This is a genomic window from Microbacterium sp. K41, assembly GCF_004794395.1.
Classification (GTDB): Bacteria; Actinomycetota; Actinomycetes; order Actinomycetales; family Microbacteriaceae; genus Microbacterium; species Microbacterium sufflavum.
Genome location: NZ_SSDO01000283.1, coordinates 1 through 26,697, shown reverse-complemented (window position 1 = coordinate 26,697; position 26,697 = coordinate 1). Strand labels below are relative to the sequence as shown.

Genomic DNA, 26,697 nt, shown 5'->3' with positions numbered 1-26,697 from the left:
CGGTCGGACGCGCACCTCCGCGAGCGACGGCGGCGGCGCAGGGCGGCGCACTCGCCCCAGCAGCAGCGGGATCAGGGCTCGCACGGCGCGCGGAAGCTCCTTCGCCTTCGCCGGATCGCCCCAGCCGTTCCACCGCATGGGCTCCTGTTCGGCGGCCCTGCCGATCTCGTCCTGCATGCGTTACAGTGTGACACATCATGAAAGAACGTCAACCTGTCGGAGTCCCACCCGTGTGGGAACCGACGCAGACGCGGGTCCTCGACGCGGCCGACGAGCTCATCGTGCGCACCGGCATCCACGGGGTCACGATCGCCGCGCTCGCGCGCCGCTCCGGACTCAGCCGTCCAACGATCTACCGCACCTGGAGCGATGCCGACGACGTGGTGCGCGCCGCACTGCTGCGGCGCGTCGGCACCCTCATCGAACGCTTCTCCGCGGTCGCGGACACCCGAGCCGCCCTGGTCGACGACATCCTGACGTTCACGGCCCTGTTCCGCGCCGACGACGTCTACGCCCGGCTGCTCGACGAGGAGCCGGAGGCCTTCACGCGCTACACGCTGCAGCGCGTCGGGTCGAGCCAACGGCTCATCCTCGGCTGGCTCGCCGCGGCCATCGGACGGGGCCAGAAGCACGGGTCCGTGCGGGCCGGAGCGCCCGAGGAGATCGCCGTGATGCTGCTCCTGATCGCCCAGTCGGCCGTGCTGTCGCACGCGACCGTGGCCGACCTGATCGACGAGGACGCGTGGGAGCGCGAGCTGCGCGCCGCCGTGGACGGACACCTGCGACCGTGACCGACCCCGCCACCGCCCTCCACGCCGCCCGCCGCCGACGCGATCTCGCCGCGGGAGCGGAGGAGACCTGCGACGTGCTGGTGGTCGGCGGAGGCATCACCGGTGTCGGTGCGGCTCTCGACGCCGCCTCACGCGGACTCCGCGTCACACTGATCGAGGCCGAAGACCTCGCGTTCGGCACGAGCCGCTTCAGCTCGAAGCTGGTTCACGGCGGACTGCGCTATCTCGCCACCGGGGATGTCGCCACCGCGAACGAGAGTGCGCTCGAACGACACCTGCTGATGACGGTGATCGCGCCGCACCTCATCCGTCCGCTACCGCAGCTGCTGCCGTTCGCCGCAAGGGTGACGCTCCGCCAGCGCTCCGCCGGTTCGATGGGCATGGCCATGGGCGACGCGCTGCGACTGCGCGCCAGGACGCCGCGTCGGGTGCTGCCACCGCCGCGACTGGTGGGGCCGCGCGAGGCCCAGCGGCTGTTCCCCGCTCTGCGTCGCCGTGACCTGCGCGGCGGCGTGCTCGGCTTCGACGGGCAACTGGTCGATGACGCCGCGCTCGTGGTCGCTGTCGCACGGACGGCGGCGGGGCGGGGCGCGCGCATCCTCACACGGGTGCGTGCCGAGGAGCTGCACGACGGTGGAGCGACCGTCGTCGACACGCTCACGGGCGAGCGGCTCGAGCTGCGCGCCCGGGCCGTCGTGAACGCCACCGGCGTCTGGGCGGGAACGCTCGACGACAGCATCCGCGTGCGCCCGAGCCGCGGCACGCACCTCGTGCTCGACGCGGACGACCTGGGCCGCCCGACCGCGGCGTTGACCGTTCCCCGGGAGGGCTCGATCAGCCGCTACGTGTTCGCGCTGCCGCAGCGCCACGGGCGGGTGATCGTGGGGCTGACCGACGAGGACGCCCCCGGGCCGGTCCCGCGCGTCGCCGCGCCCACCGAGCCCGAGATCGCGTCGCTGCTCGCCACGCTGAACCGACTGCTGGCGACCCCCCTCACGCGAGACCACGTCCGCGGGGCGTTCGCCGGACTGCGGCCCCTGGTGGACAATGGTGCCGCGTCCTCCGCGGACGTGTCCCGGCGGCACCTGGTGCACATCTCCCCCGGCGGGTTCGTGTCGGTGCTCGGCGGGAAGCTCACGACCTACCGTCGGATGGCCGAGGACGCGGTCGACCTCGCCCTGCGTCACCGCGGGATCGACGCACCGCCCAGCAGCACCGCGGCTCTGCGGCTCGTGGAGGACACGGGCGCGCGGTGGGGTGCACCGGACGACACGTCGGATCCGCCCGCACTCTCACGCGCCGCGGTCGAGTTCGCCGTGCGGTGCGAGGGCGCTCTGACCGCGGACGACGTCCTGGAACGACGCAGCCGCCTCGCGCTGGTCGCCGCCGACGCGGAGCGCGCACGACCGACCGTCGAGCGCATCGTCGCGGAGACCCTCGCCGATCTGGACTGATCCCGCCGCGGGCCCCGGATCAGTGGCGCTCGTGCAGCGGGAGGTCGATCGTACCGGTCTCCCCCGCGTGGCGCGCCTTGGGGATGCGCGTCCCGAGCACCTGCGCCACCACGTCCTGGGCGATCTTCGACGCCGTGAGCCCGGCATCCGCAAGGATCTGGTCGCGCGACGCGTGGTCGATGAACTCGTCGGGCAACCCCAGCTCGTCCACGGCCGTGTCGATCCCGGCCTCGCGCAGCACCTGGCGCACGCGCGTGCCGATGCCGCCGACGCGGATGCCGTCCTCCAGGGTGATGACCAGGCGATGACGAGCGGCGTGCTCGACGACCGACGGCTGCACCGGGATCGCCCAGCGCGGGTCGAAAACCGTCGCACCGATGCCCTGCGCGCGGAGGCGGTCCGCCACATCGAGGGCGAGCTCGGCGAACGGGCCGATCGCGACGATGAGCACGTCTTCGCTCTCCCCCCTGGCCAGCACGTCGACTCCGTCAGCGAGGCGCTCGATCGCCGGGAGGTCGGACGCGACCTCCCCCTTCGGGAACCGGATCACGGTGGGCGCGTCCTCGACGGCGACCGCCTCGTCCAGCGCCTCGGTGAGTCGCACGCCGTCGCGCGGCGCGGCGATGCGGATGTGCGGCACGATCTGCAGCATCGCGAGGTCCCACATGCCGTGATGGCTCGGACCGTCGGGGCCGGTGACCCCGGCCCGGTCGAGCACGAAGGTGACGCCGGCACGGTGCAGCGCGACGTCCATGAGCACCTGATCGAAGGCGCGGCCCATGAAGGTCGCGTACACCGCGACCACCGGGTGCAGCCCGCCGTAGGCGAGTCCGGCCGCCGAGGCCACGGCGTGCTGCTCGGCGATGCCCACGTCGTAGACCCGATCCGGGAAGCGCTCGGCGAAGGGGGCCAGGCCGGTCGGCCGCAGCATCGCCGCGGTGATCGCGATCACGTCGGAGCGCCGTTCGCCCACGTCGACCAGCGCGTCGGAGAACACGTCGGTCCATCCGCGCCCGCCGGAGGACAGCGTCTCCCCGGTCGTGGGGTCGATGCGCCCGACCGCGTGGAACTGATCGGCGTCGTCGTCGCGCGCGGGCTGGTACCCGCGTCCCTTCTCGGTGATGGCGTGCACGATGACGGGCGCGCCGTACGACTTCGCGAGCTCCAGGGTCTCCAGCAGGGCCGGGAGGTCGTGGCCGTCCACCGGGCCGAGGTACTTGATGTCGAGGTTCGAGTAGAGGGCCTCGTTGTTCGTGAAGCGGGAGAGGAAGCCGTGCGTGCCACCCCGCACCCCGCGGAACACGGCCCTGCCGACGGGCCCGAACGCGCGGAACAGACGATCGGACTTGTGGTGGAGGTCCTTGTACGCGGCCGCCGTGCGGACCCGGTTCAGGTACCGCGACATCCCGCCGATGGTGGGTGCGTAGGAGCGGCCGTTGTCGTTGACGACGATCACCAGGTTGCGGTCGTTGTCGTCGGAGATGTTGTTCAACGCCTCCCAGGTCATGCCGCCGGTGAGCGCACCGTCGCCCACGACCGCGACCACATGCCGGTCGGCGCGTCCGGTCGCGGTGAGGGCGCGGGACACGCCGTCTGCCCAGCTCAGCGAGCTGGAGGCGTGGGAGGACTCGACCACGTCGTGGGGGCTCTCGCCGCGCTGCGGGTAGCCGGCCAGACCGCCGCGCACGCGCAGTCCGGAGAAGTCCTGGCGCCCCGTGAGCAGCTTGTGCACGTAGGACTGATGCCCGGTGTCGAAGATGAAGGGGTCGTCGGGAGACGAGAACACGCGGTGGAGGGCGATGGTGAGCTCCACGACGCCGAGGTTCGGCCCCAGGTGGCCCCCGGTACGCGAGACGTTCTCGACGAGGAACGTGCGGATCTCGGAGGCGAGTTCTTCCAGTTGCTCTGGCGACAGGCGGTCCAGGTCGCGGGGTCCAGAGATGCTCGGAAGAATGGGCATCTGCGCCTCCTCACAGGCTTCGACAGAGACGCCCGTCACGGGTGCGAGCGCCTACCGATCCTACCTCGCGGAGTCGGAGAAGCCGCCGAGGACGACGCCCCCTTGACACGGCGAAGGGGCCCGTGTCCGTAGACCCGGGCCCCTCCGTGAGACGCGTCAGACGAGCGAGCGCAGCACGTACTGCAGGATGCCGCCGTTGCGGTAGTAGTCCGCCTCACCGGGGGTGTCGATGCGGACGACCGCGTCGAACTCGATCGGCTGCTTGCCCTCGGGCGAGTGCTCGCTCGGGGTGGCGGTGACCTTGACCGTCTTCGGGGTGACGCCGTTGTTGAGCTCCTCGAGGCCCGTGATCGAGACGATCTCGGTACCGTCGAGGCCCAGCGACTCCCAGCTCTCGCCGGCCGGGAACTGCAGCGGGACGACGCCCATGCCGATGAGGTTGGAGCGGTGGATGCGCTCGAAGCTCTCCGTGATCACGGCCTTGACGCCCAGCAGGCTCGTGCCCTTGGCCGCCCAGTCGCGCGACGAGCCGGAGCCGTACTCCTTGCCGCCGAAAACGACGAGCGGGGTGCCCTGCTCGGCGTAGTTCATGCACGCGTCGTAGATGTACGACTGCGGACCGCCCGGCTGGGTGAAGTCGCGCGTGAACCCGCCCTCGACGACCTGACCGTCGTTGACGGCCGAGACCATGAGGTTCTTCAGACGGATGTTCGCGAACGTGCCGCGGATCATCACCTCGTGGTTGCCTCGGCGCGAGCCGAAGGAGTTGAAGTCCTTGCGGTCCACGCCGTGCTCGGTGAGGTACTGCGCCGCCGGGGTGCCCGGCTTGATGTTGCCGGCGGGCGAGATGTGATCGGTCGTGACCGAGTCGCCCAGGGTCGCCATGACGCGCGCGCCCTGGATGTCCTGCACCGGGGTGAGCTCCATCGTCATGCCATCGAAGTACGGCGCCTTGCGCACGTAGGTCGAGTTCTCGTCCCACTGGAACGTGTCGTCGTCGGGCGTCGGCAGGTTGCGCCAGCGCTCGTCGCCGTCGAACACCGTGGCGTACTGCTTGATGAACTGGTCGCGCGAGATCGACGAGTCGACGATCTCCTGCACCTCCTCCGGCGACGGCCAGATGTCCTTGAGGAACACGTCGTTGCCGTCGGCGTCCTGACCCAGCGCGTCGGTGTCGAAGTCGAAGTGCATCGATCCGGCGAGGGCGTACGCGATGACCAGCGGCGGGCTGGCCAGGTAGTTCATCTTCACGTCGGGGCTGATCCGGCCCTCGAAGTTGCGGTTGCCGGAGAGGACGGCCGTCACGGCGAGGTCGTGCGAGTTGATCGCCTCCGACACCTCCTCGATCAGCGGGCCGGAGTTTCCGATGCAGATCGTGCAGCCGTAGCCGACGGTGTAGAAGCCGAGGCCCTCGAGATCCTTGTCGAGGCCGGACTTCTCGTAGTAGTCGGTGACGACCTTCGAGCCGGGGCCGAGCGTCGTCTTGACCCAGGGCTTCTGCTTCAGGCCCTTCTCGCGCGCCTTGCGTGCGAGCAGACCGGCCGCGATCATGACCGACGGGTTCGACGTGTTCGTGCACGACGTGATGGCGGCGAGGGTCACAGCGCCGTTGTCGAGGATGTACTTCTCGCCGTCCGGGGTGGTGACCGGCACCGGGTTGGAGGCGTTGACCGGGGCGCCGCTGCTGATGTGCACCGGACGCGTGGTCGGCTCCTCCTCGCCGGGGACCTGCCCGGGGTCGGACGCGGGGAACGAGTGCTTCGACTCGAGGTCGACGATGTCCTCGCTGGTCGAGGGCGAGGCGTAGGCCAGGATGTCCTGCTCGAACTGCGACTTGGCCTCGGACAGCAGGATGCGGTCCTGCGGACGCTTCGGGCCGGCGATCGACGGGACGACCGTGCCGAGGTCCAGCTCGAGGTACTCGCTGAACACGGGCTCGCGCGACGCGTCGTGCCAGAGCTGCTGCTCCTTGGCGTACGCCTCGACAAGCGCGACGGCTTCCTCGCTGCGGCCGGTGAGGCGCAGGTAGTCGAGCGTGACGTCGTCGATCGGGAAGATCGCGGCGGTGGAGCCGAACTCCGGCGACATGTTGCCGATCGTGGCGCGGTTCGCGAGCGGCACCGAGGCGACGCCCTCGCCGTAGAACTCGACGAACTTGCCGACCACGCCGTGCTTGCGCAGCATGTCGGTGATGGTGAGCACGACGTCGGTCGCGGTCACACCGGCGGGGATCTCGCCCGAGAGCTTGAAGCCCACGACGCGCGGGATGAGCATCGACACGGGCTGGCCGAGCATCGCGGCCTCGGCCTCGATGCCGCCGACGCCCCAGCCGAGCACGCCGAGACCGTTCACCATCGTGGTGTGCGAATCGGTGCCGACGCAGGTGTCGGGGTACGCGCGCAGCACGCCGCCGACCTCGCGGTCGTAGATGACCTTGGCCAGGTGCTCGATGTTCACCTGGTGGACGATGCCGGTGCCGGGCGGGACGACCTTGAAGTCGCTGAACGCCGTCTGGCCCCAGCGCAGGAACTGGTACCGCTCGCCGTTGCGCTCGTACTCGATCTCGACGTTGCGCTCGAGCGCGTTCTCGGTCCCGAAGAGGTCGGCGATGACGGAGTGGTCGATCACCATCTCGGCGGGCGAGAGCGGGTTGATCTTGTTGGCGTCGCCGCCGAGCGCCGTGACTGCCTCGCGCATCGTGGCGAGGTCGACGATGCAGGGCACGCCGGTGAAGTCCTGCATGACCACGCGCGCCGGCGTGAACTGGATCTCGGTGTTCGGCTCGGCGGTGGCATCCCACGAGCCGAGCGCCTCGATCTGCGCCTTCGTCACGTTCGCGCCATCCTCGGTGCGAAGCAGGTTCTCCAGCAGGACCTTGAGGCTGAAGGGAAGCTTGTCGAAACCGGGCACCGTGTCGATGCGGAAGATCTCGTAGTCGGTGCTGCCGACCGTCAGGGTGCTCTTGGCACCGAAGCTGTTCACCGTGGACACGAATCCGTCTCCTTCTATTCGGATGGGAGCGACAGGCGCCTCCATCTTGCTCGCCCGCGCACCCCGGCGGCTAGGAAGGCGGACCTAACCAGTCTGCTCCCCGCGACGCGTGGGCGAAAGCCTGCGATTTATCTTGATGTCGAGATAAATCTATCACGCCGCGGCGGCATCCTCGCGCGAAGGCGCGCGGGGATACAGCGCACGGACCACCAGCCAGGTGACCGCGATGAGCGGCGCGAACAACGGCAGTCCCATCACCAGCTTGAGCGTTCCGAGCGCCGTCACGTCGCCCGCGAGATACAGGGGGAACTGCACGGCCAGTCGCGCGAAGAAGAGGGCCGCCCACGCGATGCCGAGCCAGAAGAAGGCGCGACGCTTGCGGCGGTCCGTCCGCCACGCGGTGCCCTCGCCCATGAGGAAGCCGGCGGCCAGACCGATGACCGACCACCCGATGAGCGCCGACACGAGGATGGCCGACCCGTACACGGCGTTGGTGATGAGCCCGGGGACGAAGTTGTCCTCGCCGCGCCCGGTCCAGAGCGCCAGTCCTGCGGCGGCGACCGCGGCGATCAGGCCGCCGAGCGCCGCGGACGGTGGCGACTTCTGCACCAGGCGCACGATCGTGAAGATCGCGGCAAGCCCGACGGAGACGCCGAGCGGAAGGATCAGCGGCTGCGGGCGGAGGGTGAAGAGGATGACGAACGCGAGGCTCGGGAGCACCGATTCGACGATGCCGCGCCAGCCGCCCATCGCCGACCACACGACCGTGTGCGTGCTCGCGCTCTGCGCGGGATCGAGGCCCGCCTTCCTGGCCGCTCCCCCCAGCGCGGCACCCAGGATCTCCGACGCGGTCTGCGGGCGCTCCGGCTCCTCGGGAACCGGGGAACTCACGCCGAGCCCGGGGTCGCCGGCATCTTCAGGGGGATGAGGTCACGCGGGGGCATGGGGGCGCCGCCACGCACGACGACGATGGAACGGAACAGGTCCTCCACCTTCGCGGCCGCCTCGGGATCGGACGCCGCCGCCCCGCCGATCACACCGCGCAGGAACCACCGCGGGCCGTCGATGCCGATGAAGCGTGCCAGACGCAGGCCGGAGCCCTCGGCCGCCGTGGCCGGGACCTCGGCGAGCAGCTCCTTGCCCAGCGGGCCCTCCCGCTCCTCGACCCGTCCGCCCTGCGCCTTCACCTGATCACGCAGCTGCACGCGGGTCTCGTCCCACAGACCGCCCGATCGGGGCGCCGCGAACGGCTGCACCTGCAACGAGGACTCCGCGTAGTCGAGACCGACGGCGACGATGCGCTTGGACTGCTCCTCGACCTCGAGGCGCAGGTTCAGGCCCTCGCGCGGAAGGATCTTGATCCCGCCGAGGTCGATGTACGGGCGGACCGGGTTCGCCTCGGAGTCGTCGAAAGGACCCTCCGTGGCGCGGTTCTCCGGCGCCGACTTGGAGGGGGTCGCGTTGTTGTCGCTCATCTCGCCTGTCCTGCTTCGTTCGCGGTGGCCTGTGCCTGGTAGCCGGTCGATCCGAATCCCCCGTCGCCCCTGACGCTGTCCGGGAGCTCCTCGACCGGCAGGAACCGGGCGCGGGTCACGGGCATCACGATGAGCTGGGCGATGCGATCGCCGACGGCCACATCGTACGCGCTGTGGATGTCCGTGTTGATCAGGCTCACCTTGATCTCACCCCGGTAGCCGGCGTCGACGGTGCCCGGTGCATTGACGATGGAGATCCCGTGCTTCGCCGCGAGACCACTGCGCGGAACGACGAAGGCCGCGTAGCCGTCCGGGAGGGCGATGCGCACGCCGGTCGGGACGAGAGCCCGCTCCCCCGGCTCCAGGTGCACGGCCTCCGCGGCGACCAGATCGGCGCCCGCGTCACCCGGGTGCGCATAGCCGGGGACCACTGCGGCGATAATGGGGACATCAACGGAATCGGTCACCCCATGAGGCTAATGCAGAACCCCGCCACCGCCGCACGTCCCCGCTACCGGGAGCGGCTCGCACCGAGCCTCTGGCTCCTCGTCACCGTCGCTCTCGCCGGACCGATGGTCTCGCTCATCTTCGTCCCGGTCGGATCGACGGTCGCGCTCGTCCTCGGCGCGCTGGTCTCCGCCGCGCTCGTCCTCGCGGTCATCGGTCTTGCCCCGGTCGTCTCGGTCGAGGACGGCGTGCTCCGCGCCGGTCGCGCGCACATCGACGTGACCCACCTCGGCGAAGCGCTCGCGCTCGATGGAGCAGACGCACGTCACGCCAGAGGACCCGGACTCCCCGCCCGCGGGTGGCACCTCATCCGCGGCGGTATCGACGGCCTGGTCGTGGTGCCCAACCTCGACGACGCGGATCCGGTCGTGGCGTGGACCATCTCGACCCGCACCCCCGACCGCCTCGCTGCGGCGATCCGCGCCGCGAAAGGCTGAGCCACCCGCCAACGACAGCGCGCCCCTGACCGGATGGTCGGGGGCGCGTCATGCGTCGCTCGGAGGACTGCTCAGGCAGCGCACTCCTTGCAGATGGGGCCGTCGGGTCCCTCGTGGTCGAGCTGCGAACGGTGCTTCACGAGGAAGCAGCTCATGCACGTGAACTCGTCCTGCTGCGCGGGCAGCACGACGACGTCGAGCTCGAGGTCGGAGAGGTCCGCGCCCGGCAGGTCGAAGTTCGAGGGGTTGTCGGAGTCCTCGTCCCCCGTCGTGCCGGACAGCTTGTCCGGCACACGCTCCTTCAGGGCTTCGATCGACTCGGAGTCGTCTTCACTCTTTCGGGGAGCGTCGTAATCGGTTGCCATGCGGTGAATCTCCACTTTCATGGTGCGAGTGGGCGGGTGTGCCGTCGGGTAATCGGCGGCCATAGTTTGCATGACGGTGGGGCATTTCGCAAATGCCTCCGCATGCGACAGGGCAAACTCACGGCACGCCCGCGATATTCCCTGTTCCGCCCCCTCCCCCGTGACACCATGAACGCACACCCATCAGAGGGGCATTCGCATGGAAAACGTCACCATCGTCGGCACTGAAGCAGGAGTCCTCGTGCTCGCGACCGAGTCGGGCGAACGCTTCGCGCTGCCCATCGACGACGTGCTGCAGCGGGAGATCCGCCGCGCCACCCGACAGGCCGAACCGACCGCCCAGAAGCTCGCCGCGAGCCCGCGCGACATCCAGGCGCAGATCCGCGCCGGTCTCACCGCACCCGAGGTCGCCGAGCTGCTCGGTATCGCGGTCGACGACGTGGTCCGCTTCGAGGGGCCGGTGCTCGCCGAGCGCGAGCACATCATCGGCCAGGCTCTCGCCGTGCCCGTGCTCATCGGCAGCGAGGTCGAACCGGACGCCCAGCCGACGTTCGGCGCGGCCGTGCGCGCCAAGCTCGCAGAGGTCGCGGCGACGTCCGAGCGCTGGGCGAGCTGGAAGGAGGACACCGGCTGGATCGTGAAGCTCGAGTTCACAGCCAACGACGTGGATCACGACGCCCGGTGGAGCTTCGACCCCCGGCGCAGCGCGCTCTCGCCCCTCAACGCCGACGCCACTCAGCTCTCCCGCCAGGGCTCGCTCCCCGAGGGACTGATCCCCCGGCTCCGCGCGGTGGAAGCCGACCGGACGACGTCGCCGTACAAGGACGACAGCCGTTTCGACTCCGGTGCCTTCGGTCCGCGCCTCGTGCCCACCCCGGAGGCGGAGGTCGAAGAGCCGTCGCTGCCGGAGCGCTCCGCCCCCGCCGTCCAGGACGCGGCGATCAACCGCGCCCCCGACTCCAGCGCCCCGAGCGCCGAGACCGCCGACCTGCTGGAGGCCCTGCGACGGCGTCGGGGTCAGCGCGAGACGTCACCGCTGCTCGAGGAGCACGAGGAGAGCCGCGAGGAGTCGAGCCCGATCTCTCTCTTCGAGGCCTTCGACGATGTCAGCGAGCCGGAGACGACGGAACCGGACTCGCCGCGCAGCCCCGCCGAACCGGCGGAGAGCGGCGGCCGTCGTCGTCGTCGCAACGCCATGCCGTCGTGGGACGAGATCGTCTTCGGGGCGCGCACCGACGAGTGAGTCGCGCTCTCCGCGGTGGCGTCGGCGTCACCGTGTGAAGGCACCGAGACGGATGAGCGGCACCCGCGTCTCCTCATCGGTCATGGCACCGTGCTGTCCGATCATGCCGCGATTGCGCTGATCCGCTGCGGTGCCGTCGTACACCGCCCAGGACCCGCGCGCGATCACGAGCACGTCCCCCACCCGGGCAGCCGCGGCCTCCGTCACCGCGGGACCGAACAGGCCGGCCCTGATGGCGTCGTCGCGCGTCACGACATCGGCGGCGCCCTCCAGGTCGGTGCGCAGCCGGGAGAGCACCGCGCTCACGTCGGCGGCCGGCTCCAGGTACACGTGCAGCATGCGCGGCTCGCCGCCCAGGTGCCGCACCCCGCGCAGGTGCGATTCGTCGAGGACCGCCTGCCGATGGACGGGGACATCGACCATGCCGTGGTCGGAGGTCACCAGGACGCCGACGCCCGCAGGTACACGAACGCTCAGGGCGGCATCGATGCGCTCCAGCGCCGCGACCCACTCCGCGGAGGCGATCCCGTAGCGGTGCCCCGCCTTGTCGACCTCGGGCAGATAGCAGTAGACGAAGGAGCCCGGATGGTCGTGGGCGAGAGCGAAGGCCGCCTCGACCCGATCCTCCGGGCTCAGCGCGGGGACGAAGGTCGCGCCGCGCAGCGTCGCGCGCGTGAACCCGCTCGTGGCGTACGCGGCGAGCCCCACGGCGAACGTCTCTCGGCCCGCGGCGGACTCCCGCTCGAAGACGGTCGGCACCGGCTGCCACGCGAGCGGGTCGAGCCCGTCGCTCTCCCACCCGCTGAGCTGGTTCACGAGCACGTCACGCTCGCGGTCGAGGACGCGGTACCCCACCAGCCCGTGCTCGCCGGGCCACGCGCCCGTCACGATGCTGGTCAGCGCGGCAGCCGTCGTCGACGGGAACACGCTGTGCGCGACATCCCGCTTCGTCATCGCCCCGCTGAGCGTACGCGCATGACCGGAGTGGCCGCGAAGACCGAGCGCGCCCAGGCCGTCGACCACCACCAGCACGACCGACTCCGCGCGCGGGAGCAGCTCCGACTCGCCGCGGAGAGCGGCGCTCAGGTCGCCCGCCACCCCGACGACGCTCCGGGCGCTGGGCGAGGCGGACGGTAGCATGAGGGACATCCGAGCCAGTCTGACACAGGCTCCCGTACGCCCCCAGGAAGTCCATGCCGAAAACCCCGCCGTCCGAGCCCGTCGACGAACGCATCCAGGACATCGATCTCTCTCACGAGATGCAGGGCTCCTTCCTCGAATACGCGTACTCCGTCATCTACTCGCGCGCCCTTCCGGACGCGCGGGACGGGCTCAAGCCGGTGCAGCGCCGCATCCTGTTCCAGATGGCCGAGATGGGGCTGCGCCCCGACCGCGGTCACGTGAAGAGCGCGCGCGTCGTGGGCGAGGTGATGGGAAAGCTGCACCCCCACGGCGACTCCGCCATCTACGACGCGCTCGTGCGCCTCGCCCAGGAGTGGGCGCTGCGCGTGCCGCTCGTCGACGGACATGGCAACTTCGGCTCACTCGACGACGGCCCGGCGGCCGCCCGGTACACCGAGGCGCGACTCGCGGCCGCCGCACTCTCCCTCACGGAGAACCTCGACGAGGACGTCGTCGACTTCATCCCCAACTACGACGGCCAATTCCAGCAGCCCGCCGTGCTGCCCGCGGCCTTCCCGAACCTGCTGGTCAACGGCGCCAGCGGCATCGCCGTCGGCATGGCGACGAACATGGCCCCGCACAACCTCATCGAGGTCGTGGCCGCAGCCGTGCATCTCCTCGAGCACCCGGACGCCACGACGGAAGAGCTGATGGAGTACGTACCCGGCCCCGACTTCCCGTCGGGCGGCATCCTGATGGGCCTCGACGGCGTGAAGGACGCGTACACCACCGGCCGCGGCGCCCTGAAGGTCCGCGGCAAGACATCGATCGAGCCGCTCGGCCCCCGCCGCACGGGCATCATCGTCTCCGAGCTGCCCTATATGGTCGGCCCCGAGCGACTGATCGAGAAGATCCGGGACGCCGTCCAGGCCAAGAAGCTGCAGGGCATCAGCGACGTCACCGACCTCACCGACCGCAACCACGGACTGCGCGTGGCCATCGGCGTGAAGACCGGGTTCGATCCGAACGCGGTCCTGGAACAGCTGTATCGGCTGACACCGCTGGAAGACTCGTTCAGCATCAATAACGTCGCCCTGGTGGACGGGCAGCCGCGAACCCTCGGCCTCAAGGAGATGCTGAGCGTCTACGTCGGGCATCGCATCGAGGTCATCACCCGCCGCAGCCGCTACCGCCTCGCCCGGCGCGAGGAACGTCTCCACCTCGTCGAGGGCCTCCTCATCGCGATCCTCGACATCGACGAGGTCATCCAGGTCATCCGCTCCTCCGATGACTCGGAACAGGCGCGCACCCGCCTGCGCTCGGTCTTCGATCTCAGCGAGCCGCAGGCCGAGTACATCCTCGAGCTGCGGCTGCGGCGCCTGACCAAGTTCTCCCGCATCGAGCTGGAGACCGAGCGCGACGCGCTGCTCACCGAGATCGCGGACCTGCGAGAACTGCTCGGCAGCCCCGCGCTGCTCCGCGCCGCCGTCGCCCGCGAGCTCGACGCCGTGGCCGAGGCATACGGGACCCCGCGACGCACGCTGCTGCTCAACGCGGCTCCGCCGAAGCCCCGCGCCGCCAAGGGGGCCGCCGACCTGCAGATCGCCGACGCGCCGACCACGCTCGTGCTGTCCACCACCGGTCGTGCCGTCCGGGTCGACCTGGGTGACGGCCAGGAGCTCACGGCCCCTACCCGCCGGAGCAAGCACGACGCCATCCTCGCCACGGTCGAGACCACGGTGCGCGCCGAGCTCGGTGCGCTCACGAGCAGCGGACGGGTCGTGCGCTTCTCCCCCGTCGACCTTCCGTCGGTTCCGGCGAGCTCGGTCCAGCTGGCGGCCGGCGCCCCGCTGCGCGACTACCTCGGCATCACCACGAAGGGCGAGCGCATCCTCGGGTTCGTCCGCTTCGACAGCGACACGCCGATCGCCCTGGGCACCGCGCAGGGCGTCGTGAAGCGCATCGTGCCGTCGGCGCTCCCCGTCCGCCCGGAGCTCGAGGTGATCGGCCTCAAGCCCGGCGACACGGTCGTGGGTGCGGCGGAGTCCCCCGACGACGCCGAGCTCGTGTTCCTCACCTCCGATGCGCAGCTGCTCCGCTTCGCTGCCGCGAGTGTGCGACCGCAGGGCGCTGCCGCCGGAGGTATGGCCGGGATCAAGCTCGGGGCCGGCGCCACGGTGCTGTTCTTCGGGGCGGTCGCACCGGGGGTCGACGCGGTCGTGGCGACCGTGTCGGGTGCCGAGAGCATCCTGCCCGGAACCGATCCAGGACGCGCGAAGGTCTCGTCGTTCGCGGAGTACCCCGCCAAGGGACGAGCGACCGGCGGGGTGCGCGCCCACGCCTTCCTGAAGGGCGAGGACCGGCTGACGGTCGCGTGGGTCGGTCCCAACCCGCCGCTCGCGGTCGACCCGCCGGGCGCCGTCCGCAAGCTCCCGGAGTCCGGCGCACGTCGCGATGCGTCCGGTCAGCCCATCGACGGCGTGATCGGCAGCATCGGTCGCACGATCGTCTGATCGGGCGGACAGCGGTCGAACGGGGAGACCGGGATCCGGGCTCCCCGTTCCGCGTCACGCGTCGATGGACTCGCGCGACAGCCGGTCGGCCGAGTCGATGATGAACTCGCGCCGCGGAGCGACCTCGTTACCCATCAGCAGCTCGAACACGCGACCGGCGGCCTCCGCGTCCTCCATGCGGACGCGACGGAGCAGACGCCCGGAGCGGTCCATGGTCGTGTTCGCGAGCTGCTCGGCGTCCATCTCCCCGAGACCCTTGTAGCGCTGGATCGGCTCGTGCCACCGCTTGCCCGCCTTGCGGAGCTTCGCCAGCAGCGCGTGCATCTCCTGCTCGGTGTACGTGTAGATCGTCTCGTTCGGCTTGGACCCCGGGTTGATCACGATGATGCGGTGCAGCGGAGGAACGGCGGCGAAAACACGGCCGTGCTCGATCAGCGGTCGCATGTACCGGAAGAACAGCGTGAGCAGCAGGGTGCGGATGTGGGCGCCGTCGACGTCGGCGTCGCTCATCAGGATGATCTTCCCGTAGCGCGCCGCCTCGATGTCGAACGTGCGACCGGAGCCCGCTCCGATCACCTGGATGATCGACGCGCACTCCGCATTGGAGAGCATGTCCCCGACCGAGGCCTTCTGCACGTTGAGGATCTTTCCGCGGATGGGCAGGAGTGCCTGGAACTCGCTGTTGCGCGCGTTCTTCGCCGTGCCGAGAGCGGAGTCGCCCTCCACGATGAACAGCTCGCTGCGTTCGACGTCGTTGGTGCGGCAGTCGACGAGCTTCGTGGGGAGCGTGGACGACTCCAGCGCGTTCTTGCGGCGCTGTGTCTCCTTGTGCGCCCGCGCGGACACCCTGGCCTTCATCTCGGACACGATCTTGTCGAGGAGCTGCGTGGCCTGGCTCTTGTCGTCGCGCTTGGTCGACGTGAAACGCTGCAGGAGCTCCTTGCGCATGACCTGGGCGACGATCTGCCGCACCGCCGGCGTGCCGAGCACCTCCTTGGTCTGGCCCTCGAACTGCGGTTCGGGCACGTTGACGGTGAGCACGGCCGTGAGCCCGGCCAGCACGTCGTCCTTCTCGAGCTTGTCGTTGCCGACCTTCAGCCGGCGGGCGTTCTGCTCGACCTGCGCGCGGAGAACCTTCAGCAGCTCCTGCTCGAAGCCCTGCTGGTGCGTGCCGCCCTTGGGCGTGGAGATGATGTTGACGAACGAGCGGATGCGGGTGTCGTAGCCCGTGCCCCAGCGCAGCGCGACATCCACTTCGCAGACGCGCTCCACCTCGGTCGCGACCATGTGGCCGTCCGCCTGCAGCACGGGCACCGTCTCGCGGAACGTGCCCTCGCCCTGGATGCGCCACGTGTCCGTCACCGGCGGGTCGATGGCGAGGTAGTCGACGAACTCGGAGATGCCGCCCTCGTACAGGTACGACGTCTCGATCGGCCCGGCGGGAGCGCCGTCGTCGCCGACGGGCGCCGTGCCGGCGCGCTCGTCGCGCACCACGATCTCGAGGCCCGGGACCAGGAACGCCGTCTGTCGCGCACGCGTCTCCAGCTCCGCCAGCTGGAACGCGGCATCCTTCGTGAAGATCTGCCGGTCGGCCCAGTAGCGCACGCGCGTGCCGGTGACGCCGCGCGGCGCCTTGCCGATCACCCGCAGCTCGCTCTTCTCCTCGAACGGCGTGAACGGCGCGTCGGGCCGCTTCTCGCCGGAGTCGCGGAACACGCCAGGCTCGCCGCGGTGGAACGACATCGCATAGGTCTTGCCGCCGCGATCGACCTCGACGTCGAGACGCTCGGAGAGGGCGTTGACCACCGAGGCACCGACGCCGTGCAGTCCACCGGACGCGGCGTACGAGCCGCCGCCGAACTTCCCGCCGGCGTGCAGCTTGGTGTAGACGACCTCGACGCCGGACAGCCCGGTGCGCGGTTCGACGTCGACCGGGATGCCGCGGCCTCGGTCGTGCACCTCGACGCTGCCGTCCTCGTGCAGGATGATGTCGATGCGCGACCCGTTGCCGGCGACGGCCTCGTCGACGGAGTTGTCAATGATCTCCCACAGGCAGTGCATGAGCCCGGGCGAACCGTTCGAGCCGATGTACATGCCCGGTCGTTTGCGGACCGCCTCGAGTCCTTCGAGCACCTGGAGATGATGGGCGGAGTACTCGGCATTCACAATCTCCGAGTCTATTCGCGCGGGCGCGGTGGACTCGGCCGACACTCCCCACGCGTCGGCAGTCGGCGCCGGCCCGTACGCGCTGAGCGAAACACGCCGACAACCGGGCATGCCCACAGGCGGGGCGTGGTTGTATTGAGCACGACCAACAAGGACGCCGACACCCGAGGAGGCCCCGAGATGAATGCAACGACCGAACGTGAGACCTCCGCTGTCGAGTTCCGGCTGACCGCGATGGACCGGTGCGACTCCTGCGGTGCGCAGGCCTACATCGCCGCCGAGGTCAACGGCTCCGAGCTCCTGTTCTGCGCCCACCACGGCCGCAAGTACGAGGAGAAGCTCCGCAGCGTCGCCACCAGCTGGCACGACGAGACCGCTCGCCTCGTCGAGACGGTCTGATCGCGCGGGTGGAGTGAGCCGGACCCGCCGGCTCAGTCCACCGGCACGCGACGGATCCGCGGACTCAGCCGCGTGAGGATCTCCTCGCCGACCGTGTCGATCCGTTCCGCGAGCGTCGTGGCCGAGGACTCGCCCGCCTCTCCGGGACCGAAAACCGTCACCTCGTCCCCGACGGACAGTCCGGCCCATCCCTCGATCTGCGCGAAGAACGGTTCGATCCGTTCGAGCGCGCGTGCTCCGGCCGGCGTGCCGACCCGGGCCCCGACGAGCGTCGATGGCAATCCGTCGAAGGCGCCGACCTCGATCACCGCGCGACCCTCCTCCACGCGTGCGACCGGCGCCACCAGTCGCGCGACCGGGCGCACACCCTCCAGCTCGGGCCCGTTTGCGGAGCGGATGCCGTAGCAGAACGCACCGATGCGGGCGACGGTGCCGCGCAGCTCAGGGCGCCACCACGACGCGGCGGACGCGGTGAGGTGAAGAGCCGCGGGAGTGGGGCCCGTCGCCTCAGCCGTGCGGACCGCATCCAGGAACACGGCCTGCGCGTCGTCGTCCTCGCGATCGCTCGCCTCCGCGATGTGGCTCCAGATCCCCGCCAGGGACAGCAGTCCGGCAGCCTCGGCAGCCCTGACCTGCGCGATCGCCCCCGGCCAGTCCTCCGGGAGCACGCCGTTGCGGTGCAGCCCCGTGTCGATCTTCAGGTGCACGCGCGCGACAGCCCCGAGCGCCTCGGCCCGCGCGATGATGCGGTGCAGGTATTCCACGGTGCCCACGCCGAGGTCGATCCCCTGGAGCAGCGCCTCGTCGATCTCCGCATCCGTCGAGGTGGCCCACGCGAACACCCTCGCCTCAGGGCCAACGAGCCGTCGCACGTCGAGGCCGCCCCGCACGTCGTAGCTTCCGAACGACGCCACCCCCGCCTGTACGGCCGTCTCCACGGTCCAGGTGAGGCCGTGGCCGTAGGCGTCGTCCTTGAGCACGAGCATGAGCTCGCATCCGTCGAGGCGGGAGGTGACCGCCGCGATGTTGTCGCGGAGCGTCCGCGCGCTCAGCCGCAGCTCGGGGCGGCTCATGCCTCCCACCCCCGCACGGCATGCGAACCGGCGACGGCGACCAGCTCCGCGGCGGACATGTCCGTCGCCGAGGACCATCGGACGATCTCGTCTCGGGCGGGTCCGGTGCCACCGAAGTACGTCACCTCGGCGCCGACCGGGGCCTCCGTGCCCTCCAGATCGACGACGCAGACGTCCATGGCCACGCGGCCGACGATCGGGCGGAGGATGCCGTCCACCTCGACCAGGGCGACGTTGCCGAGCGCGCGCACGATGCCCTGGGCGTACCCTCCGGTCACGAGCGCGACCGTGGTGTCGCCCGACGCGCGGAACGTGTAGCCGTAGGAGACGGCGTCGCCCGCGCGCAGCGGCTTGGTCGACATCACGCGTCCCGTCAGCCGCAGGACCGGTGTCGCGTCGTGATTGCTGCCGGGGAGGCCGTAGAGGATCGACGGGTCGATGTCCGGTTCCCCCATGGTGACCCCCGCGATGCCCTCCAGCCGCAGCATCTCCACCTCGCCCTCGCTGTCCACGCGCACCTCGCGGGCACCGGCCACCGTCACGGCGTGGGCCACGGCGAGCAGCCCGTGACCCCAGGCGTCGCGGCGCAGGTCTGCTCGCACTCCCCCCTCGCGGACGGCCGCAACCGCCGCGGCGGTGAGGGCGGAGCGGGAGATCAGCGCCCGCGGAAGCGCACTCGAGGTCGTGTCACACACGTGATCCAGCCTAGCTTCGTGTTCCGGGATCCCGGTGTGACTCCCCCGTAGACTGGACGGCATCCCCAACCCTCGGAGCTCCATGACTCGTCTTTCTCTCGCGCCCCGCATCCGCTACCTCCTCGGCCGCGCCCGTCGCATCGACGTCGGCTCCGTCGTCGAGCGAGCGAAGGAGGCCTCTGCACAGCACCACAAGCCCGTCCCGACGATCGTCGTGGACATGCTGTGGTCCGCCGCGCGGCACAACGTGGGGTTCCAGGACTACATCGACTACGACTTCGCGATGCTCACCCGTGCCGAGCGCGACACCTACATGACGCACCCCGTGTCGAACCAGCTCTCCCAGAAGTACGACCACCCGGACTTCCGGTGGATCTTCCAGGACAAGATCGAGTTCAACCGGAAGTTCTCCGAGCACCTCCATCGCGAGTGGCTGGTGGTCGAAGAGGGCAACGCCGCCGAGGTGCGCGCGCTCACGGAACGCCTGGGGACCATCGTCACCAAGGAGCCGATCGGTCAGGCGGGCACCGGTGTGCACCGGTACCACGCGGCCGATATCGACGACTGGGATGCCTTCCACCGCGGGCTGCTGAGTCGCGGCGAGCTCCTCATCGAAGAGGTCATCCGACAGCACGACGACCTCGCCGCCGTCTGCCCTGGCACCGTGAACACGACCCGCATCACCGCGTTCTTCGACGGCGAGAAGGCGCACATCCTCGCGATGGCTCAGAAGTTCGGGCGGGGCGCCGTGAGCGATCAGATGACCTTCGGGGGCTTCTACACGATGCTCGACGAGAACGGACACGCGGTCGGCGCGGGGTACGACTCGCACGGCCACGTGCACGAGACGCACCCGGACTCGGGCTTCCGCATCGCGGACTTCCAGCTGCCCTTCATGGACGAGGTGCGAGCCTTCATCGACCGCGTGGCCAGGGTCGTGCCCGAGGTGCAGTACGTCGGCTGGGACGTCGTCGTCACGCCGGACGGTCCCGTGCTCGTCGAGGGCAACTGGGGCGCCGGCGTGTACGAGAACAAGCCCAGCGTCACCGGGATCCGCACCGGCCACAAGCCGCGCTACCGCGAGGTCATCGGGTTCTGACCACCACGACAGAACGCCCCCGGATTCCTCCGGGGGCGTTCTCGTCGAACCAGCAGATCAGACCGCGCGGACGATGCCGAGCGGCGTGGACTCCAGTCCCTGGCCGAGCGGATTGTCGCCGAGGATCTTCACCAGCCGGGCTTCGCCGGCCTTGTCGAGCGTCGATCCGAGGATGTTGCCGCCGAGGTCGTTGATGTCCACCACCGCGACCTCCACCTGCCCACCGAGCAGGCCCTTGAGCCGTGCTGCGACGCCGTCCGGGTCCTTCGGGCCGAGCACCACGGCCTGGTTGTACGGCGGGATCGTGTGCTTGGTGGGGCCATCGATCGCGCGCGCCTTGTCCCCGGCGATGCGATAGAAGTCACCCTTTCGTCCGAACGCCTTGGTGACCGCCGAGACGGCGGCGGCGAACAGGATACGCGGCGTGCCGCACTCCCGCAGGGCCATCTCCATGGTCTCGGGCATGCCGAGCCCGATGCCGTAGGGCGTGCGCGTGACGTACTTCGAGAGGAACAGCGCGAGCTTGCGCGGCGTGATCTCGTCCAGGCGGTACGACCGACCCTGCGTGATCGCCACGATCTTCTCCGTGACGAACAGCAGGTCTCCCGGCTGCACGGCGTCCTTCGCGTATTCGGTGATGACCGCGTCGAGGTCGTCGTCCGGCATCACCACGCGGGTGCGCAACGGGATGCGCGCGTAGCTCGTGCCGTCGACGCTCGTCTCGAGCGCCTTGCCCTCGTTCGCCTGCATCACTCGAGGTAGTCCCGCAGCGACTGCGAGCGGCTCGGGTGGCGCAGCTTGGCCATCGTCTTCGACTCGATCTGACGGATCCGCTCACGCGTCACGCCGAACGTGTCACCAATCTGGTCGAGCGTCTTGGGCTGACCGTCGCCCAGGCCGAAGCGCATGCGGATCACGCCCGCCTCCCGCTCCGAGAGCGAGTCGAGCAGCTGCTCGAGCTGGCGCTGCAGCATCGTGAAGCCCACGGCATCGGCGGGGACGACCGCCTCGGTGTCCTCGATCAGGTCACCGAACTCGCTGTCGCCGTCTTCACCGAGCGGAGTGTGCAGGGAGATGGGCTCACGGCCGTACTTCTGCACCTCCACGACCTTCTCCGGGGTCATGTCGAGCTCGCGGCTCAGCTCCTCCGGGGTGGGCTCACGACCCAGGTCCTGCAGCATCTGCCGCTGCACGCGGGCGAGCTTGTTGATGACCTCGACCATGTGCACGGGGATGCGGATCGTGCGGGCCTGGTCGGCCATGGCGCGCGTGATCGCCTGACGGATCCACCAGGTCGCATAGGTCGAGAACTTGAAGCCCTTGGTGTAGTCGAACTTCTCGACGGCGCGGATCAGACCGAGGTTGCCCTCCTGGATCAGGTCGAGGAACTGCATGCCGCGACCGGTGTACCGCTTGGCGAGCGAGACGACGAGCCGCAGGTTCGCGCCGAGCAGGTGGCTCTTGGCTCGCTGGCCGTCGCGGGCGACCCACTGGAGGTCGAGACCCAGCTGACTCGACTTCTCGGCCGGGGTCATCGCGGACAGCTTCTCCTCGGCGAACAGACCCGCCTCGATGCGCATCGCGAGCTCGACCTCTTCGGCCGCGTTCAGCAGCGCGACCTTTCCGATCTGCTTCAGGTAGTCCTTGACGGGGTCGGCCGTGGCGCCGGTGATCTGCGTCGAGTAGACGGGGACGTCCTCGTCGTCGTTCGACGAGATGACGATCGCGCCGGTGGGCAGCGGCTCGGTGAACGCCGGCTTGGCGTCCTCCTCCTCGTCGTCCCCCGCGCTCTCCTCGGCGGAATCGGTCGCGGCGTCGTCTTCCTCGACGACCTCCTCCGACTTCTTCTTCTTCGCCGCGCCGCGCTTGGCGGCACCGCGCTTGGCGGGCGCTGCCTCGTCGAGGTTCTCGACCTCGATCTCCTCGTCGGGCGTGGGTTCTTCGGCGGCCTTCTTCGTCCGTGTGTTCTTCGTCGTGGCAGGAGTCACGTTTCGCCTTTCACGGAGCCGATCACGGGCCCCGGGACATTTCGGACACTAGTAAGACCCTTGTCAAGTCCGGAGTTCGAAAACGCCGATTGACAACGGGTCGGACTCCTAGTATCGCACACGTGTGGCGCTCCGGATGCAATCCGGCGAAGTTCGCGTCGATCCTGCTCAGCCGCGGCCGGGCTTGTCCTCGTCGCCCGACGGTCGCGTGGCCAGGTAGCGCTCGAGCTCCGCCGCCAGCTCGTCCGCGCTCGGCAGGTCGCGCTCGCTGAACCCGCCCTCGTCGTAGCTGTCGTCCTCGGGGTCGCGGCCTGCCATGTAGGCGTCGTAGCGGCGCTCCAGGTTGTGGACCATCTGCTGCAGCTCGTCGTTCGCCGCGACCTGCTCGTCTACCCTGGCGATGTAGTCCTCCCGGCGCTCGCGCACGGCGTCGAGCATGAGCACCAGCCCCGTGGATGCCATGAGCTTCTCGGCCGCGGCGCTGACCGCGTCGGGGTTCTCCGTCTCGGCGAGGTAGTGAGGCACGAGCAGCACGAAGCCCACCACTCGTTCGCCGCGCTCGGCGAAACGGAACTCCAGCAGATGCCCCGCGGTCGCCGGCACCTGCGTACGCGGGCGCCACACCGAGTGCGAGACCACGAGGTCACGGCGGTTGCCGCTCACCGTCGTGCCGATGGGGCGGGTATGCGGCACGGGCATGGCGATCGAATGCACCCAGTGCAGTCCGGATGCCTCGTACTCCGCGGCGAGGTCGAGCACGGTCTCGGCGAAGGCGTTCCAGGCGAAGTCCGGTTCGTAGCCCGCGAGGAGGAGGAACGGGCGACCGAGGGCGTCCGTCGCGAGCGAGAGCTCCAGCCGAGGCGGCCGGAACTCGGTGAGGTGGTCCTGATCGAAGGAGATCACCGGACGGCGGGCCCGGTAGTCGAGGAGCACATCGTTGTCGAAGATCACGAGCGGCTGCGGAGATGTGGACTCGCGGAGGTGGTCGATCAGTCCGGACACCGCGCTCCCGGCATCCGTGAAGCCGGTCAGGAGCACGACGAGGGGCAGTCCGTGCGGCACCGTCGGCGCGTTCGCGACGCGTTCGTGGATCTCTCCGGAGAAGGGCATGACTCCATGCTACGAGCAGGTCCCGACGAGGGGCCCCGGGCCGTCTCGCTGAGAGCGAACACGCGGGGGCACGCGGGGCCGCCCGGTCGCAGAGGTCCTCCTAGGATGGAGAGCATGACGCTTCCCGTGCTCTCGCACACCACCGATCAGTTCCCCGGAAGCGCTGCCGATGCCGCAGTGCTCGTCGTTCCCGATCTCTCGGATTCGGCCGAGTCGCTGGGGGCCTACCCCGGCCTCGCCGAGGTCCTCGAAGGCATCGGGTTCACCGGTGCCGCCGGATCGTTCGCCCGCGTGTACGCGCCCGACGTCTCCACCCTGCCGTTCGCCGTCGTCGGTGCAGGGAAGAGCATCGACGACGCCGCGATCCGCAGCGCCGCCGGTGTCGCCCTCCGCTCGCTGACCGGGTTCCCGCACGTCGCGCTCGGGCTCGCCTCCGGCCTCGACGGCCACGCCGCCGCCGCCGCCGAGGGGGCCGTGCTCGGCGGTCACCGCTTCGACGGCTACCGCACCGAGAAGGGCAAGGCGCGCGCCGAGCGGATCACCGTCCACGCCGACCTCGACGACGAGACGATCACCCGAGCGCAGACCCTGGGCGAAGCCGTCGCGCTGATCAAGGATCTGGTGAACGTCCCCGCGGAGTGGCAGAGCCCCGCGCAGCTCGCGCAGAGCGCGGCCGACAGCGTCGCCGAGCTCGACGTCACCGTCGACATCTTCGACGAGGCCGCGCTGGCGGAGCAGGGCTTCGGCGGAATCCTCGGGGTCGGGCAGGGGTCCGACCGGCCGCCGCGTCTGGTCCGCCTCGACTACTCCCCCGCAGACGCCGTGCGGCACCTCGCCCTGGTCGGCAAGGGCATCACGTTCGACACCGGTGGCCTCTCCCTCAAGCCGGCCGCCTCGATGGTGGGCATGAAGTTCGACATGGCCGGGGCCGCGACGTCCCTGGCCGCCCTTCGCGCCATCGCCCGGCTCGGGCTCCCGGTGCGCGTCACCGCCTGGCTCTGCATCACCGACAACATGCCGTCCGGCCGGGCCCTGCGCCCCGGTGATGTCATCCGCATCCTCGACGGCACGACGGTCGAGGTGCAGAACACCGACGCCGAGGGGCGCCTCGTCCTCGCCGACGGCCTGGTCGCCGCCAGCCGAGAGCACCCCGACGTCATCATCGACGTCGCGACGCTGACCGGTGCGATCGTCGCCGCCCTCGGACACCGGCACACGGGCGTGTTCGGCGACGACGAGACGGTGACGCGGTTCCTCGCCGCGGCGGAGCAGACCGGAGAGCCCGCCTGGCACATGCCGCTGCCCTCGTACATGGAGGAGTCGCTCGAGTCGCCGATCGCCGACCTGCAGAACGCGAACATGGGCGACCGGATGGGCGGCGCCTCGTTCGCCGGTCTGTTCCTGCGACGCTTCGTCGGACCGGTCTCGGATGCCGAGGACGCCGCCCGCATCCCCTGGGTGCACCTCGACATCGCGGGCTCCGGCGAACACGCCGGTGCGCCGTACGGCTTCACGGAGAAGGGTCCAACGGGGGCGATGGTCCGATCGATCGTCGCCTTCGCCGAAGCAGCATCCCACACGGAGGCATAACACCGATGACAACCCACACCTTCGACATCGTCGTGCTCGGCGGTGGCAGCGGCGGCTACGCGGCCGCGCTGCGCGCCAGCGAACTCGGCAAGTCGGTCGCGCTGATCGAGAAGGACAAGGTCGGAGGCACCTGTCTACACCGCGGCTGCATCCCGACCAAAGCGCTGCTGCACGCGGCGGAGGTGGCGGAGCATGTGCGCGACGCCGCAGCGGTGGGGATCTCGGCCACCCTCGACGGCATCGATGCGGCGGGCGTGCGGGCATACCGCGAGGGCATCGTCGCGAAGAAGTACAAGGGGCTCGAAGGCCTCGTCAAGGCGCGTGGCATCACCACGGTCACCGGGACGGGACGGCTCAACGCAGACCGGAGCGTCAGCGTCGACGACGACGTGTACGTCGGGACGGACGTCGTGCTCGCCACCGGCTCGTACAGCCGCACGCTTCCCGGGCTCGACATCGGCGGCCGCATCCTGACCAGCGAGCAGGCGCTCGCGCTCGATGTGATCCCCGAGCGCGTCATCGTGCTCGGCGGCGGTGTGATCGGCGTGGAGTTCGCGAGCGTCTGGCGCTCCTTCGGTGTCGAGGTCACGATCGTCGAGGCGCTGCCGCACCTCGTGCCGAACGAGGACATCGCGATGAGCAAGGGGCTCGAGCGCGCGTTCCGGCGCCGCGGCATTCAGTACTCGCTCGGAGTGCGGTTCCAGCAGGCCACCCAGGACGACACGTCCGTCAGCGTGACCCTCGAGAACGGCACGGAGCTCACCGCGGACTACCTGCTCGTCGCAGTCGGTCGCGGTCCCGCCACGGCCGATCTGGGCTTCGAGGAGGCGGGCGTCGTCCTCGACCGCGGGTTCGTCACGGTCGACGAAGAACTGCGCACCGGGGTTCCCGGGGTGTGGGCGGTCGGCGACATCGTCCCAGGGCTCCAGCTCGCCCACCGGGGCTTCCAGCAGGGCATCGCGGTGGCCGAGCGCATCGCCGGCCTCTCCCCCGCGACGGTCCCCGACGTGCAGATCCCGAAGGTCACGTACTCCAGCCCCGAGGTCGCCTCGGTCGGGCTGACCGAGGAGGCGGCCGTGGCCGCGCACGGCGCCGACGCGGTGTCGTCCTACGAGTACAACCTCGCCGGCAACGGCAAGAGCGAGATCATCGGAACGGGCGGCCTCGTCAAGGTCGTCCGCCAGAAGGACGGCCCGGTGCTCGGCGTGCATCTGATCGGTGACCGCGTCGGCGAGCTCATCACCGAGGGTCAGCTCGCTGTGGCCTGGGAGGCGCACCCCGAGGACATCGCTCCGCTCATCCATGCGCACCCCACGCAGAGCGAAGCGCTCGGCGAGGCCTTCCTCGCGCTGGCCGGAAAGCCCCTGCACGCCCTCTGAGCACCAACCGGTGCCCGAGTCACTAAGCTAGACAAGCGTCATACAACTTCTGAAGGAGACTCAGTCATGAGCACATCCGTGGTCCTCCCCGCTCTCGGTGAGAGCGTCACAGAGGGTACGGTCACCCGCTGGCTCAAGCAGGTGGGAGACACCGTCCAGGCGGACGAGGGCCTGCTCGAGATCTCGACCGACAAGGTCGACACCGAGATCCCCTCCCCGGTCACCGGCGTGATCGAGGAGATCCTCGTCGCCGAGGACGAGACCGTCGAGGTCGGTGCCCTGCTCGCTCGCATCGGCGACGGCAGCGCCGCAGCCCCGGCGGGCGACGCGCCCGCTGCGG

Annotated in this window: 23 protein-coding genes; 10 read left to right on the top strand and 13 right to left on the bottom strand. The window is 70.1% G+C overall.

The window, feature by feature from the left end:
- Window positions 1-230: 230 nt before the first annotated feature.
- Together DW309_RS08115 and DW309_RS08110 are read left to right on the top strand one after the other, a co-directional pair.
- Window positions 231-791: a TetR/AcrR family transcriptional regulator gene (locus DW309_RS08115; protein WP_240753162.1), complete on the top strand. Its 561-nt coding sequence runs from the start codon at window positions 231-233 to the stop codon at window positions 789-791.
- Window positions 788-2,245: a glycerol-3-phosphate dehydrogenase/oxidase gene (locus tag DW309_RS08110; protein WP_136045088.1), complete on the top strand. Its 1,458-nt coding sequence runs from the start codon at window positions 788-790 to the stop codon at window positions 2,243-2,245. The genes DW309_RS08115 and DW309_RS08110 overlap by 4 nt, the downstream gene beginning before the upstream one ends.
- Before the next feature lie 19 nt (window positions 2,246-2,264).
- Here DW309_RS08110 and dxs read toward each other — a convergent pair whose 3' ends face one another.
- The 5 genes from dxs to dut all read right to left on the bottom strand — a co-directional run bounded on the left by dxs (window position 2,265) and on the right by dut (window position 9,138).
- A complete protein-coding gene (dxs, locus tag DW309_RS08105; RefSeq protein WP_136045087.1) occupies window positions 2,265-4,205 on the bottom strand; it encodes a 1-deoxy-D-xylulose-5-phosphate synthase in 1,941 nt (646 codons plus the stop codon).
- A gap of 156 nt (window positions 4,206-4,361) precedes the next feature.
- Window positions 4,362-7,196, bottom strand: coding sequence for an aconitate hydratase (locus tag DW309_RS08100; RefSeq protein ID WP_136036099.1), 2,835 nt, complete (start codon window positions 7,194-7,196; stop codon window positions 4,362-4,364).
- Window positions 7,197-7,349: 153 nt separating this feature from the next.
- Window positions 7,350-8,087, bottom strand: coding sequence for a DUF3159 domain-containing protein (locus DW309_RS08095; RefSeq protein ID WP_136045086.1), 738 nt, complete (start codon window positions 8,085-8,087; stop codon window positions 7,350-7,352).
- Window positions 8,084-8,671: a DUF3710 domain-containing protein gene (locus tag DW309_RS08090; protein WP_136033035.1), complete on the bottom strand. Its 588-nt coding sequence runs from the start codon at window positions 8,669-8,671 to the stop codon at window positions 8,084-8,086. Before DW309_RS08090 ends, DW309_RS08095 begins: the two co-directional genes overlap by 4 nt.
- Window positions 8,668-9,138, bottom strand: a complete 471-nt coding sequence (dut, locus tag DW309_RS08085; RefSeq protein WP_136033032.1) for a dUTP diphosphatase — start codon at window positions 9,136-9,138, stop codon at window positions 8,668-8,670. Before dut ends, DW309_RS08090 begins: the two co-directional genes overlap by 4 nt.
- Before the next feature lie 12 nt (window positions 9,139-9,150).
- On the opposite strand from dut, the gene DW309_RS08080 reads away from it, so the two are divergent.
- Window positions 9,151-9,615: a DUF3093 domain-containing protein gene (locus DW309_RS08080; RefSeq protein WP_136045085.1), complete on the top strand. Its 465-nt coding sequence runs from the start codon at window positions 9,151-9,153 to the stop codon at window positions 9,613-9,615.
- Window positions 9,616-9,686: 71 nt separating this feature from the next.
- Here the strand turns inward: DW309_RS08080 and DW309_RS08075 are convergent, their stop codons facing one another.
- On the bottom strand, window positions 9,687-9,980 hold the full coding sequence (locus DW309_RS08075) for a DUF4193 domain-containing protein (RefSeq protein WP_025103572.1): 294 nt from the start codon (window positions 9,978-9,980) through the stop codon (window positions 9,687-9,689).
- Window positions 9,981-10,179: 199 nt separating this feature from the next.
- Here DW309_RS08075 and sepH point away from each other — a divergent pair, with 199 nt between their 5' ends.
- Window positions 10,180-11,223 (top strand): septation protein SepH, encoded by a 1,044-nt coding sequence (gene sepH, locus DW309_RS08070; protein ID WP_136045084.1) that lies wholly within the window; start codon window positions 10,180-10,182, stop codon window positions 11,221-11,223.
- A gap of 27 nt (window positions 11,224-11,250) precedes the next feature.
- Here sepH and DW309_RS08065 read toward each other — a convergent pair whose 3' ends face one another.
- Complete coding sequence (locus DW309_RS08065; protein ID WP_240753160.1) at window positions 11,251-12,372, bottom strand: alkaline phosphatase family protein; 1,122 nt, start codon at window positions 12,370-12,372, stop codon at window positions 11,251-11,253.
- A 44-nt stretch (window positions 12,373-12,416) separates the two neighbouring features.
- Here DW309_RS08065 and DW309_RS08060 point away from each other — a divergent pair, with 44 nt between their 5' ends.
- Window positions 12,417-14,858 (top strand): DNA gyrase/topoisomerase IV subunit A, encoded by a 2,442-nt coding sequence (locus DW309_RS08060; protein WP_136045083.1) that lies wholly within the window; start codon window positions 12,417-12,419, stop codon window positions 14,856-14,858.
- A 54-nt stretch (window positions 14,859-14,912) separates the two neighbouring features.
- Here DW309_RS08060 and DW309_RS08055 read toward each other — a convergent pair whose 3' ends face one another.
- The gene (locus tag DW309_RS08055) at window positions 14,913-17,024 is read right to left on the bottom strand and encodes a DNA gyrase/topoisomerase IV subunit B (RefSeq protein ID WP_372490596.1); all 2,112 of its coding nucleotides are present in this window, start codon (window positions 17,022-17,024) and stop codon (window positions 14,913-14,915) included.
- Window positions 17,025-17,204: 180 nt separating this feature from the next.
- Between DW309_RS08055 and DW309_RS08050 the strand changes: the two genes are divergently transcribed.
- A complete protein-coding gene (locus DW309_RS08050; RefSeq protein WP_136033021.1) occupies window positions 17,205-17,423 on the top strand; it encodes a DUF7455 domain-containing protein in 219 nt (72 codons plus the stop codon).
- Between the two features lie 32 nt (window positions 17,424-17,455).
- Here the strand turns inward: DW309_RS08050 and DW309_RS08045 are convergent, their stop codons facing one another.
- Window positions 17,456-18,496, bottom strand: coding sequence for an alanine racemase (locus DW309_RS08045; protein ID WP_136045082.1), 1,041 nt, complete (start codon window positions 18,494-18,496; stop codon window positions 17,456-17,458).
- Complete coding sequence (locus DW309_RS08040) at window positions 18,493-19,191, bottom strand: alanine racemase (protein ID WP_240753159.1); 699 nt, start codon at window positions 19,189-19,191, stop codon at window positions 18,493-18,495. The genes DW309_RS08045 and DW309_RS08040 overlap by 4 nt, the downstream gene beginning before the upstream one ends.
- Window positions 19,192-19,273: 82 nt before the next feature.
- Here DW309_RS08040 and DW309_RS08035 point away from each other — a divergent pair, with 82 nt between their 5' ends.
- Entirely contained in the window at window positions 19,274-20,290 is a 1,017-nt protein-coding gene (locus DW309_RS08035; RefSeq protein WP_136045080.1) for a sugar-transfer associated ATP-grasp domain-containing protein, read from the top strand.
- Window positions 20,291-20,347: 57 nt separating this feature from the next.
- Here DW309_RS08035 and DW309_RS08030 read toward each other — a convergent pair whose 3' ends face one another.
- The 3 genes from DW309_RS08030 to DW309_RS08020 form a co-directional block, all read right to left on the bottom strand.
- Window positions 20,348-21,040: a coenzyme F420-0:L-glutamate ligase gene (locus tag DW309_RS08030; protein WP_205812673.1), complete on the bottom strand. Its 693-nt coding sequence runs from the start codon at window positions 21,038-21,040 to the stop codon at window positions 20,348-20,350.
- Window positions 21,040-22,278, bottom strand: a complete 1,239-nt coding sequence (locus DW309_RS08025; RefSeq protein WP_136036091.1) for an RNA polymerase sigma factor — start codon at window positions 22,276-22,278, stop codon at window positions 21,040-21,042. The genes DW309_RS08030 and DW309_RS08025 overlap by 1 nt, the downstream gene beginning before the upstream one ends.
- Before the next feature lie 168 nt (window positions 22,279-22,446).
- Window positions 22,447-23,388 (bottom strand): proteasome assembly chaperone family protein, encoded by a 942-nt coding sequence (locus DW309_RS08020; RefSeq protein ID WP_136033007.1) that lies wholly within the window; start codon window positions 23,386-23,388, stop codon window positions 22,447-22,449.
- Between the two features lie 114 nt (window positions 23,389-23,502).
- On the opposite strand from DW309_RS08020, the gene DW309_RS08015 reads away from it, so the two are divergent.
- From DW309_RS08015 to DW309_RS08005, 3 genes are all read left to right on the top strand, one after another.
- The gene (locus tag DW309_RS08015; protein WP_136036090.1) at window positions 23,503-24,978 is read left to right on the top strand and encodes a leucyl aminopeptidase; all 1,476 of its coding nucleotides are present in this window, start codon (window positions 23,503-23,505) and stop codon (window positions 24,976-24,978) included.
- 5 nt (window positions 24,979-24,983) lie between these two features.
- Window positions 24,984-26,357: a dihydrolipoyl dehydrogenase gene (gene lpdA / locus DW309_RS08010; protein ID WP_136045078.1), complete on the top strand. Its 1,374-nt coding sequence runs from the start codon at window positions 24,984-24,986 to the stop codon at window positions 26,355-26,357.
- A 66-nt stretch (window positions 26,358-26,423) separates the two neighbouring features.
- Window positions 26,424-26,697, top strand: a 274-nt coding sequence (locus DW309_RS08005; RefSeq protein ID WP_342590373.1) for a biotin/lipoyl-containing protein, incomplete at its 3' end; no start/stop codon positions are given.

Coding starts and splice junctions, on each gene's coding strand:
- DW309_RS08065 (WP_240753160.1), bottom strand. CDS start 12,372: ATGTCCCTCATGCTACCGTCCGCCTCGCCCAGCGCCCGGAGCGTCGTC.
- DW309_RS08035 (WP_136045080.1), top strand. CDS start 19,274: ATGACTCGTCTTTCTCTCGCGCCCCGCATCCGCTACCTCCTCGGCCGC.
- lpdA (WP_136045078.1), top strand. CDS start 24,984: ATGACAACCCACACCTTCGACATCGTCGTGCTCGGCGGTGGCAGCGGC.
- DW309_RS08075 (WP_025103572.1), bottom strand. CDS start 9,980: ATGGCAACCGATTACGACGCTCCCCGAAAGAGTGAAGACGACTCCGAG.
- DW309_RS08060 (WP_136045083.1), top strand. CDS start 12,417: ATGCCGAAAACCCCGCCGTCCGAGCCCGTCGACGAACGCATCCAGGAC.
- DW309_RS08050 (WP_136033021.1), top strand. CDS start 17,205: ATGAATGCAACGACCGAACGTGAGACCTCCGCTGTCGAGTTCCGGCTG.
- DW309_RS08015 (WP_136036090.1), top strand. CDS start 23,503: ATGACGCTTCCCGTGCTCTCGCACACCACCGATCAGTTCCCCGGAAGC.
- DW309_RS08030 (WP_205812673.1), bottom strand. CDS start 21,040: ATGCAGGCGAACGAGGGCAAGGCGCTCGAGACGAGCGTCGACGGCACG.
- DW309_RS08045 (WP_136045082.1), bottom strand. CDS start 18,496: ATGAGCCGCCCCGAGCTGCGGCTGAGCGCGCGGACGCTCCGCGACAAC.
- DW309_RS08090 (WP_136033035.1), bottom strand. CDS start 8,671: ATGAGCGACAACAACGCGACCCCCTCCAAGTCGGCGCCGGAGAACCGC.
- dxs (WP_136045087.1), bottom strand. CDS start 4,205: ATGCCCATTCTTCCGAGCATCTCTGGACCCCGCGACCTGGACCGCCTG.
- DW309_RS08080 (WP_136045085.1), top strand. CDS start 9,151: ATGCAGAACCCCGCCACCGCCGCACGTCCCCGCTACCGGGAGCGGCTC.
- sepH (WP_136045084.1), top strand. CDS start 10,180: ATGGAAAACGTCACCATCGTCGGCACTGAAGCAGGAGTCCTCGTGCTC.
- DW309_RS08020 (WP_136033007.1), bottom strand. CDS start 23,388: ATGCCCTTCTCCGGAGAGATCCACGAACGCGTCGCGAACGCGCCGACG.